Source organism: Streptomyces boluensis, assembly GCF_009908195.1.
In the GTDB taxonomy this organism is placed as follows: Bacteria; Actinomycetota; Actinomycetes; order Streptomycetales; family Streptomycetaceae; genus Streptomyces; species Streptomyces boluensis.
Genome location: NZ_JAAAHS010000289.1, coordinates 1 through 9,936, shown reverse-complemented (window position 1 = coordinate 9,936; position 9,936 = coordinate 1). Strand labels below are relative to the sequence as shown.

General features: G+C 73.5%; 9 protein-coding genes. 3 read left to right on the top strand and 6 right to left on the bottom strand.

Annotated elements, in window-relative coordinates; genetic code table 11:
- From GUY60_RS27835 to GUY60_RS27820, 4 genes are all read right to left on the bottom strand, one after another.
- A partial coding sequence (locus GUY60_RS27835) for a PP2C family protein-serine/threonine phosphatase (RefSeq protein ID WP_161702669.1) occupies positions 1–957 on the bottom strand: 957 nt, incomplete at its 3' end.
- Between the two features lie 219 nt (positions 958–1,176).
- Complete coding sequence (locus tag GUY60_RS27830) at positions 1,177–2,451, bottom strand: lipase family protein (protein ID WP_161702667.1); 1,275 nt, start codon at positions 2,449–2,451, stop codon at positions 1,177–1,179.
- A gap of 111 nt (positions 2,452–2,562) precedes the next feature.
- The gene (locus tag GUY60_RS27825; protein ID WP_161702664.1) at positions 2,563–3,417 is read right to left on the bottom strand and encodes a maleylpyruvate isomerase N-terminal domain-containing protein; all 855 of its coding nucleotides are present in this window, start codon (positions 3,415–3,417) and stop codon (positions 2,563–2,565) included.
- Positions 3,418–3,523: 106 nt separating this feature from the next.
- Positions 3,524–3,907 (bottom strand): hypothetical protein, encoded by a 384-nt coding sequence (locus GUY60_RS27820; RefSeq protein WP_161702662.1) that lies wholly within the window; start codon positions 3,905–3,907, stop codon positions 3,524–3,526.
- 230 nt (positions 3,908–4,137) lie between these two features.
- Between GUY60_RS27820 and GUY60_RS27815 the strand changes: the two genes are divergently transcribed.
- Positions 4,138–6,255 (top strand): NACHT domain-containing protein, encoded by a 2,118-nt coding sequence (locus GUY60_RS27815; RefSeq protein ID WP_161702660.1) that lies wholly within the window; start codon positions 4,138–4,140, stop codon positions 6,253–6,255.
- On the opposite strand, the gene GUY60_RS27810 is transcribed toward GUY60_RS27815, so the two are convergent.
- Positions 6,241–7,143: a hypothetical protein gene (locus tag GUY60_RS27810; RefSeq protein WP_161702658.1), complete on the bottom strand. Its 903-nt coding sequence runs from the start codon at positions 7,141–7,143 to the stop codon at positions 6,241–6,243. The two genes, GUY60_RS27815 and GUY60_RS27810, sit on opposite strands and share 15 nt — an antisense overlap.
- Positions 7,144–7,279: 136 nt before the next feature.
- On the opposite strand from GUY60_RS27810, the gene GUY60_RS27805 reads away from it, so the two are divergent.
- Positions 7,280–8,230: a hypothetical protein gene (locus GUY60_RS27805; protein WP_161702656.1), complete on the top strand. Its 951-nt coding sequence runs from the start codon at positions 7,280–7,282 to the stop codon at positions 8,228–8,230.
- Between the two features lie 33 nt (positions 8,231–8,263).
- On the opposite strand, the gene GUY60_RS27800 is transcribed toward GUY60_RS27805, so the two are convergent.
- Positions 8,264–8,899 carry a LysE family translocator gene (locus GUY60_RS27800; RefSeq protein ID WP_161702654.1) on the bottom strand — a complete coding sequence of 212 codons (636 nt, stop codon included), beginning with the start codon at positions 8,897–8,899 and terminating at the stop codon, positions 8,264–8,266.
- 172 nt (positions 8,900–9,071) lie between these two features.
- Between GUY60_RS27800 and GUY60_RS27795 the strand changes: the two genes are divergently transcribed.
- The coding region (locus GUY60_RS27795; RefSeq protein ID WP_246235767.1) for a DUF5937 family protein at positions 9,072–9,936 on the top strand (865 nt) is incomplete at its 3' end.

The window sequence follows — 9,936 nt, the reverse complement described above, 5'->3', positions numbered from 1 at the left end:
CAGGGCGGGCGGCGGGTGGCCGGCGCTGCTGTATCGGAGGGTGTGGCGCACGCAGTCGATGACCACCTGCACCGCGGTGGTGGACTCGGCGCCGTCGACATCGCGGGCGTAGAGGCCGAGCGCGTCGAGCGCGGCCGCCGGTCCTTCGGCCGCGCGTACCGCCGCGCTCAGCGCGCTGCGGAGCTGGCCCATGACGGCGGCCGCGGGAAGGCCGTGGCCGACGACGTCGCCGACGGCGACCGCGATCCGGTCGCCGGGCAGTTCGGCCAGCTCGTACCAGTCACCGCACACGTTCAACGCCCCGACGGCGGGCCGGTAGCGCACCGCCGTCCGGTGGTGGCCGAGCACCCGGACCGCGGGCAGCATCGCGTCCTGCAGGGTCAGCGCGACCTCGCGTTCGCGGGCGTAGGCCCGGCGCAGCCGCTCGTTGACCTCCTGCAGGTCGCGGCCGCGGGTGTACAGCTCGGCCTGCAGCACCCGGGACCGGTCACCGCCGTTGCTCCCGGCACCGCTGTCGGCACCGTCACCGGCGCCGCGACCGCCGCGCGCGCGGATCAGTTCGGTGACCTCCTCCACCCGGTGGAGGAGCAGCTCCACCCGCCCGTCCGCGCCGAACACCGGGGCGTTGACCGGGCTCCAGTAGCGCTCCTCCCACGTGCCGGGCCGCTCCGGGTCCTCCACGTCGTAGCGCTGCAGCGCCATCGCGTCGCGCTCGCCGGTGGCGGCCACCCGTTGCAGGGAGGCGTGGAGGTTGCGCATGCCGGTCGCGGCGGGGTCATTGGGGTTGTCGGGGAAGACGTCGAACAGGTAGCGGCCGATCACCTGCTCGCGGGTGCGTCCCGAGGCCTGCAGGAACGCCTCGTTGGCGTCCGCGTACACCAGGTCGGGGGTGAGCAGGGCCACCGCGCCCGGCAAGGACTGGAACACCTTCTCGTAGTCGACCCCTGGTTGCTGCAACGACAACGCGCTTCTCCTTGCCTGCCCTCCTCGGGTGCGGCGAGGAGCAACACCACTGCGATGAAACGACCACAGGGTGCCCCGGACGGCGGGGCCGGAGGTGCCATTGCGCCATCGGCGGCATGTCTTGCCCGTCGCGCCCAGCGCTGCCGGGACTCGGCCCGCGTACGGCCAAGTCCCGGCAGGGCAGGGTGTGTTCAGAGCGGCGACGGAGCCCGCTCAGGTGCCGCAGTTACCCGTCGCGGGCTGGTCGGCGAAGCGCTGGCCGAGCCATTCGAGGGCCGGGCCGTTGCCCTGGATCGCCGTTCCCACATGGGACTGTCCGGGGAACGTCGTCCACTGCACGGCGTTCCCGGCCGCGCACCAGTCGGCCCGCAGCTTCTGCCCGACCGTGTACGGGATCGTCTCGTCGGCGTCCCCGTGGTACAGGAACGTCGGCGCCGACGGCCGTACGGTGCCGACCAGTTGCTTGGCGATGGCCGCCTGCCAGTCCGGCTGGTCCAGCGGGTTGGACGTGGTGACGTCCTCTATCTTCTTGCCCTTGCCCGCCTCGAGGACCGTGCCGACGCATTCGTTGCGGACCACGTCGGCCAGCTTGCGGCCCTCGTCGTTGAGGTACTTGTCGAGGTCGAGGGACGGGTCGGCGGCGTTCTGGCCGACGGCCGACATCAGCAGGTAGCCGGCGCTGTCCCCGCCCTCCACCGAATCGGCGACCGCGGCGAGGTCGGCGGGGACTCCGCCGCTCGCCGTGCCCTTGACCTTCAGCTCGGGAGCGTAGCTCGCGGCCATCTCGGCGGCCTTCGCGCTGGCGCCGCCGCCCTGCGAGTAGCCCATGATCCCTACGGGTGCCTCCGCGGAGACCCCGTACGGGGCGGCCTCCGGGAGCCGTTGGGCCGCGCGCGCCGCGTCGAGCACCGCGCTGCCCTGGGCGGCGGCGACCATGTAGGTGTGGTCGCCGGGTGTGCCGAGGCCCTCGTAGTCGGTGACGACGACCGCGTACCCCCGGACTAGCGCGGCGTTGACCAGCGGCGCCTCGGCGGTCGTGCCGCCAGGGAATCCGGCGGACGGGGCGCACTTGTCACCGAGACCGACCGTGCCGACGGCGTACGTGATGAGCGGGCGCGGAGTGGTCTTGCCGTCGTCGGGGACGATCACGGTTCCGGAGACGGTGTTGGACTGCCCGGAGGCGGAGGTCGACCCGTAGGTGATCTTCCAGGCCTTGGTGGGGGTGGGCTGGCCCGGTGTGTACTGGAACGAGGACGGCTCCGAGGTGACGATCTCGCCGGGGCCCCCCTTCTTGCCCGGCTTCTTGCTCGGCTTGCCCGGCTTCTGGACGGGCTTCTTGACGGCCTTCTGGGCCTCGCCCGTGCCGGCGGCCGACGGCGGCGCGTCGTCCGGGACCGCGCTCGCGGCGGCGGACCCGGACAGTCCGAGCACCGTCAGCGCGAGGACGGCACCTGCGGCCACCGGTCGTCTGCGTAAGACTGATGTCATTCGGCTCTCCCAACTCTCCTGTGGGGGATGAGGGTTGGCAGCACCGTACTGACGCGTCAGTAATACGGCCAGGGTTGTGCACCGGCCGGTGCGTCGCTCCCCCTGGCCGGATCAGGGCGTGGCGACGAGCTCGCCGAGCCGCGTGGCCAGCCACGGCCTGCGGCCGCCCGCCCGCATCCGGCCGCGCGCGATCACCTTCCAGATCGGCGTACGCCGGAAGGAGACAAGCAGGAACGCGGTCGGCTCGGCCGTGATCCGGCAGTCGTACGTACGCGGCGGGGCGTCGCGGGTCACCGTGACCGTGCCGTCGTCGACGACGACCGCGAGGCGTGGGCCGCCCTTGATCGCGAGGTCGAAGGCGATGCTGACGCCCGCCGCCTTCGCGGGGTCGACGGCCAGCTGGATCATCGTCGGCAGCGCCTGGCCGAGCACGAGGCGGGCCTGGTCGGGGTCGATCGGCCACGGGGCCTTCGCGCCGCGCGCCACGTCGAGGCCGTGCACGAGGCTCTCGCTCAGCATGAGGCCGGTCACCACGGACAACGGCAGCTCACGCCCGTACCAGGGCACGGCCACCGGCGCGTCCGGGGCGAGTCCTTCGGTGGCGCGCAGGAACTTCTCGCCGCGTTCGGTGATGAACGCGCCGAGCCCGGCGCGTTCATCGGCGCCGAAGAGGCCGATGGACCGGGCGTTGACGGCCGCGATCCGTTCGACGAACGTCCCGTCGCCGGGCGGCAGCAGACTGTCCCAATCGACCGGCTCGTCGGTGGTGACGGCGGAGCAGAACCCGAGGTACGCGGCCGCGAGATGCGTACCGGCGTCGCCCACCGTCCACAGCGGGACCCCGGAGGGCGCGTCCAGGTCGGGGGCCTCGCGCAGCAGCCGTTCAAGGCGCGGGAGCGTGGCGCGTAGCGCGGCGCGGGTCCGTTCGTGCTCGGTGACCGGATCGAACGTCGTGACGGCACCCATGCGACTCCCCCAGGCTGCGGACGGACCCCGAACGTTACTGCCGGGTAAGGCAGTTGCGACAGGGCTCCGCGCGCCCGCTCCCGATCCGACCCGCCGCGCGGGTTCCTCAGCGGTGCCACCCCCGGGCCATCCGCCGCACGTGCCTGCGGAGCAGTCGTACGGCCTGGGTGGAGGTGGTCGTGGTGCGCGGCGTGGTCCGTGCGGTGCGGCCGAGGGTGACCAGCGGCATCGGGTAGCGGGCGCCGTCACTCTCCATCACGCAGAGCGGTGGCCCGTCGGCGCCTTCGACGGGGGCGAGGAGGACGCGGATCGGCCGGGGCGGGTCGCCGGGGAGCTCCGCCCCGAGCACCGTGGCGTCCTTGCCGGGCGCGTCATGGCAGGCGACCACCTTGCCGTCCACCAGCACTTCGACGACGCCGCGCGGGTGGGCGAGCAGGACCGTGACGGAATGACCGTCCTGGTCGATGTGGAAACAGTGGCCGCCTGCCATGACGCACCTCCCACCACCGGCACGCGTGACGTCCGCGGCGCCCGAGGCTCTGCTACCAGGGTAGACGCGGCCCATCGGTTCAGCCAGGGTCACCCGGGCCCGCCCGCACGGCCGACCGGCCCCACTGAAGGAGCGGATGGACTGGAGGAAGGGGTCCGGACGCCGTAGGGCTGTCACTGATGGCTCGTCATCCCCTGGACGCTCAGGCCGAGTTGGGATTTCATGATTCCATGACGACCAGGGAACGGGTGATCCTGGCTCTCTGGCTGGCCGGGGGTGCGGTGGCCGTCTGGGCCGTGATCCACTTCGGGTTCGAACCGGTCACTGCCGTGCTCGGTATCGGCGGGACGCTCCTCGTCACGTTTCCGGCGAAGGCCGCCCTCGCGCGCACCTGGGCGTGGAACGCCGAGCGCAGCGCGGGTGAGCAACTCGACGCCGCGGCGGCCGCGTTGAACCACGCGGTCGAGCAGCACTGGCGGAGCGAGGCCGGGCGGCGCCGACAGCATCTGGCGGTCGACCGCATCCCGGTCCGCTGGGACACCGCGCACGATCCGCGGGCCCGTACCGCGACGCACCCGCTGCCCGAGCGGGGCAGCCTCGACGAGCTGGTCGACGACTACACGGACCGGCCCTCGCGCCTGGTCGTCGTGGGTGCCGCGGGCGCCGGGAAGACCGGGCTCTGCGTCGACCTCACGCTGGCCCTGTGCCGCCGGGCGGATCCGCAGCGCGTTCCGGTGCTGCTCCAACTCTCCACGTGGCAGCCCGAGTTGAGCTTCCAGGACTGGATCGTACGGCGGATCGCGGACGACTACCGGTTCCTCGCGGACACCGCGCGCTACGGCGCGGACGCGGCCGGGGAGCTGCTCCGGCACGACCGGCTGCTGCCCGTACTCGACGGGCTCGACGAGTTGCCGTCCGGCCTGCGCGCGCAGGTGATCAGGGCGCTGCGCGACAACACGCACCTCCCCGCGGAGACCGTGCTGACCTGCCGCCCCGACGAGTACCGGGCGACCTCCGCCGAGGAGCCGCTGCCGGACAGCCGGGTGGTGCGGCTGCTGCCCGTGCCGGTGGACGACTCGGTCGGCTATCTGGAGTCCCACTTCCCCGACGACCTGGACCGCTGGCGGCCGGTGCTGCGCGCGCTGCGCGCCGATCCGGCGGGTCCACTGGCCGGTGCGCTGTCCCGCCCGCTGCTGCTGTTCCTGGCCCGTGCCGCCTTCCAGGCCCGCGACAGTACGCCGGAGGTGCTGCTCGACACCGCCCGGTTCGGGACGCGTGAGCTGATCGAGGCGTATCTGCTCGACACGTTCGTCCCGGTGGTGTTCGCCGCGCCGCCGCGAGGTGCCGACGACGGCAACCCGGCGCGCCCGTCCCGGAGTTGGCCGGTGGAGCGGGCCGCCCGGTACCTGGGCTCGCTCGCCGGCCGCCTCGAAGCGCGGCGCGCGGGCGGGGAGCGCGGGGCGGGCGAGGTGAGCTGGTGGGAGCTGCGCGACCTGTACGCGATCCCGCGCTATCCGTACATCGTGGTGCCCGCGGTAGTCGGGACCGTGGTCTGCGCGGCGCTCGGCCTGCTGGTTTTCGGCCTGTTCGGGCGCCCGGAGTTCGGCGCCGTGTTCGGGGCGGCCGTCGGCGTGGTGTGCAGTCCGCTGCTCGGCCTGGTGCGGGCGGAGCCGCCCCGCCGGTTCGCGCCGCGCCGCCCCCGGCAGCGGGAGCGGGTGCTGCGGCGTCCGCTCCTCGTCGATCTCACCTTCGGCCTGATCGGCCTGGTCGCGGGCGGCCTGATCGCGGGCCTCCTGTACTCGGTGACGTACGGCCTGGCGGCGGGGCTCGCCTTCGGCCTGGTCTTCTCCTCGGCCCGCCGCTTCACCCGGCCCACGGAACCGCGCCAGGTCGTCACACCCCTGCGCTCGCTGCGGGACGACCGGAACGCTGTCCTGTACGCGTGGCTGTACGGGGCCGTGGCGGGGGCGGTCGTCGGCGGTTTCCTCGCGACGGCCGGGGCCGACCGGGCTCGGGACGCGCTGGTGGTGTCCGTCTCCCCGGCGGTGCAGGGCCTGCTCGGCGCCGGGGTGGGCGCGCTGCTTTCGGGCGCGGGGGCCGGTCTTGTCGTGCTTTCGACGAGCGCGTGGGGGCACTACACGACGGCGCGGTGGTGGCTGGCCTGGCGCGGGCAGACGCCCCGCGATCTGGCCGCGTTCCTCGACGACGCGCACAAGGTGGGGGTGCTGCGGTCGACGGGTGCGCACTATCAGTTCCGGCACGCCAGCCTGCAGCACCGGCTCGCGGGTCCCGTACGCGTTCCGGCGCAGCCGTCGGCTCGGGTGCCGGGCGGGTCAGCCGCCCACTGACTCGTCGTACCGCCCGGCTCCGGCGCGGCTTTCGTCACCCGGCGCGGCCAGGGCGAGCACCGGCACGCCGAGCACCCAGAACGTGCCGCGGGTCGGCCGGTGCCGTTCGCGCGGGCTGCGGGGCGACTCGGGGTGGTACGCGGCGTGCGGGAAGCGGACCCCGCCGCCGCGCGCGGTGGTGACGAGGTCGACGTCCGTGAGGTCGGCATCCACCACTTCAAGGGCGGCGTACGGCGAGCCCGGCAGCGGGAAGGTGAACTCGACGGTGAGCCGCGATGACCGGCCCGCGGCGCGTTCCTCGGCCTGCCGGGCGAGGAGTGCGCGGACGTCGGCGGGGCGGGCCGGTACGTAACTCACCGCGCGGCGGCCGTCGTTGGCGGTTCCCGGCCGTGCCTGAACGGTGCAGCCGACGACCTCGAACCAGGTGTCCCGCAGGGCGGTGCTCCGCGCGGCGAGCCACCGCTGTTCGTAGCGGCGCTGCCGCTTCTCGGTCAGGCCGAGGGCGTACACGCGGGCGAGCAGCCAGGTCATGAGGGCGACGGCGGCCCAGGCGGCGTACGGACGGGCCTGCGGGGTCATCGAGAACTGCACGGCCGACAGGGCGAGAAGGGCGAGCAGCCACCACCGGTTCGCGGTGCGGGCCTCGGCGAAGCGGGGGGCGTTGAGCCGGACCAGGGTGTTCCGGACGAGTACGGCGGGCCGGGTGTCCGGCGGGTACAAGGGGACTTGGAGGTCGGGTCGGGCCTCGGGGCGAGTGTCCGGGTGGGCTTCGGGGTGGGCTTCGCCGTGGGCGGTGGAGTGGGCGGCGCAGCCCTGTCGGCGGTTCCGGATACCGGCCAAGTACCGGAGCGCGCCGCGCGCTTCGCGTGTCGCGGATGATGTGTCCACGTTCCTCCCGCCCTTTGCCGCTGTCGCTCCCCGACTGCAACGTACCCGTACGGCGGCCGGTATTACCCCCCGTTACCCGGACAGCTCGGCAGCACCTGTGGACTGGGTGCCGCGGCGCGCGGTAAGCCTCTTCAGCATGGGGGACGTGGCGGGTGAGGCGGCGGCGCTCGTGCGGTGCGCACTGGCCGCGCGGGGCTGGGGGTCGGTCCTGCGGTTCGTGTGCTTCCGGCACCGGCAGGTCGTGGCCGCCTTCGACCGGACCGCGCTCCCCCTCGTCGAACACACCGTCCAGGACGGGGCGCTCCGCCGTACGCTGCACACCTCGCTGCTCGGCACGAGCATGAAGGTCGGGCTCGCGATGTGGGGGTACGCGTCGATGGCGAAGGTCGCCTTCGATCCCGAACTGACCGTCCTGGCAAGCTCGTTCACCCGGCTCTACGACGATCTCATCGACAACTGCGACCGCGAGCACCTCGACGAGGACCTGGCCGGTCTCTTCGCGGGCGAGCCCTTCCGTCCGCACGGCGACCTGGAGGAGCTGCTGCTCGTCCTGCACCGGGCCATCGCCGCCCGGCTGCCGCACGCCCCGGACGACCCGATCCACACCGTGCTGCGCGAACTGCACGCCTTCCAGGTGCGTTCGCGGGCCCAGCGGAGCGCGGCGGTGTCGGCGGGCGAGGTCCTGGAGATCACGCGGGGCAAGGGCGGTCTCGGCATGGTGGCCCTGCTCGCCCTGCTCCGCCCGGCCATGCCGACGGCGGAGCGCGCGGTCCTGATGGAGGTCGGCGATCTCTTCCAACTCCTCGACGACATCCATGACTTCACCCTCGACCGGTCCGACGGCCTCACCACGAGTGCGACGCTCGGCCTGTGCTCCCTGACCGGCCTGGCCACCCGGATCACCGCCCTGCGCCCCCACTTCACCAGCTGCTACGGCACCGCCGCCCCGCTCTCCGCCCACCTCGCCCTGACCCTGCTCGGCGCCCCGTTCGCCGTCCGCCGCAGACGACGGGCACCGCGCGGGCGCGGTCAACGGGCGGGCCCCGTACGGCTGTTGTTCTCGCGGGCCGGGAACGTACGGCCGTGAGGGAGTGCGGCGGACCGGCCGCCCGCGCGTGGCTCAGTGCTGGGTGGCGGCGACGGTGACGCCGAGGCCGATGAGGGCGACACCGCCCGCGCCGCCGACCATCGACAGGCGGCGGTCCGAACCGGTGAACCACCCACGGGCGGCGGAGGCGCCGAGCCCCCACAGGGTGTCGCAGCACAGTCCGATGGCGGCCGGGACGAGCCCCAGGGTCATCATCTGCAGCGGTACGCCACCGGCGTCGTGGTCCACGAACTGCGGCAGGACCGCCGCGAAGAAGACGAGCCCCTTCGGATTGGTGACGCCGACGAGGAGCCCGTCCAGGACCGTGCGCAGGTCACCGCGGGTCTGGTCCCCGGCGACCGCCAAGTCCGCTCGCAGCCGGTGCCGTTGACGGAACGCCTGCACGCCGAGGTGGACGAGATAGACGGCACCGGCGAGTTTCACCACCGTCAGGGCCACGGCCGAGGCCTGCAGCAGGGTGCCGAGCCCCAGCGCCACGACCAGCACGAGCGCGTAGGACCCCAGGAGGTTGCCCAGGACGGTGGCGAGGGCGGTGCGGCGGCCGTGGGCGAGGGCACGGCCGACCACGAAGAGCACGCTCGGTCCGGGGACGGCGATCACCACGAAGGACATCGCGGCGAAGGCCAGCAGGTTCGAGGTGGACACCATGGGTCAGTTGCTTCCTTCGACGACGGCATACGGAGGTGGAGGTGGGGGTGGATGCGGTCCCGGACGTGCCCGTGCTCGGTGCGCGGGCGCTGCGGGTGGGGTGCTCCGACGAGCCTGAACGCCCCGGCGGGACTCGATCAACTGATGGTGGAATCATGCAATCGTGATCACGATGCGCTTCACCGGCACGGCCGCCGAGAACCTCGCGTTCTCCGCCTCCCCGCTGCTCGAAGCCGCGCACTCCTGGCACGCGCTCACCGACCCCGGCCACCACGCCCTGCACGTTCCCTGGGTGCGGCGCTGCCGTCGGCTCCCGGCGGCACTGCGGCGGCGGTTGCGCGCGCACGAGTTCGTCGTGGCCGACTACATCCCGGCGTTCTTCGAGTGCCGGGCCGACGAGCACGACACCGACTTCGACGGCCAGATCTCGGCCGTACGCGCGCTTCCGGTCCGGCAGGTGGCCGCCGAGCTGGCCAGGACGGTCGTCGACACCACCCGCTACACGGGTCACGACCTGGTCGAGGACCGTACGACGCGGGACGCGGCCCTGGCCGAGCTGCGGCGGACCGACCCGGAACGGTGTGCGCGCCTGGCCGGCATCCTCACCGACCCCGAGCCGGTCCTCGACGGGGCGCTCACCGCGCTGGAGGACTACTGGGAAGCGGCGTTCGCCGAGGAGTGGGAGCGCGTCGAGCCGACCCTCTACGAGGCGATCGCGTACGCGGGGCAGCGGATCGCCCACCAGGGCGTGCTGGCCATGCTCCGCACCCTGGTCCCGCAGATCCGCATGGACCCCGCGCAGCGGTCGTTGCGCCTGGACCGCCCGCACGACCACGACATCACCGTCACTCCGGCCCGCCCGGTGACCTTCACCGCGAGCCACTACGTGTGGCCGCACGTCCGGGTCACCTGCGACGAGCCCTGGCCCCTGCGGATCACGTACCCGGCGCTCCCCCTCGCCCCCGCCTCGGCCCCGCGCGCCGCCGGCCAGGAGGAACTCCTCGCCGCGCTACGGGCCCTGGCGGCCGCGCCACGGC

Excerpts from the sequence above, each read along its gene's own strand:
- GUY60_RS27805 (WP_161702656.1), top strand. The coding sequence starts at position 7,280 with ATGGGGGACGTGGCGGGTGAGGCGGCGGCGCTCGTGCGGTGCGCACTG.
- GUY60_RS27830 (WP_161702667.1), bottom strand. The coding sequence starts at position 2,451 with ATGACATCAGTCTTACGCAGACGACCGGTGGCCGCAGGTGCCGTCCTC.
- GUY60_RS27825 (WP_161702664.1), bottom strand. The coding sequence starts at position 3,417 with ATGGGTGCCGTCACGACGTTCGATCCGGTCACCGAGCACGAACGGACC.
- GUY60_RS27815 (WP_161702660.1), top strand. The coding sequence starts at position 4,138 with ATGACGACCAGGGAACGGGTGATCCTGGCTCTCTGGCTGGCCGGGGGT.
- GUY60_RS27800 (WP_161702654.1), bottom strand. The coding sequence starts at position 8,899 with ATGGTGTCCACCTCGAACCTGCTGGCCTTCGCCGCGATGTCCTTCGTG.
- GUY60_RS27820 (WP_161702662.1), bottom strand. The coding sequence starts at position 3,907 with ATGGCAGGCGGCCACTGTTTCCACATCGACCAGGACGGTCATTCCGTC.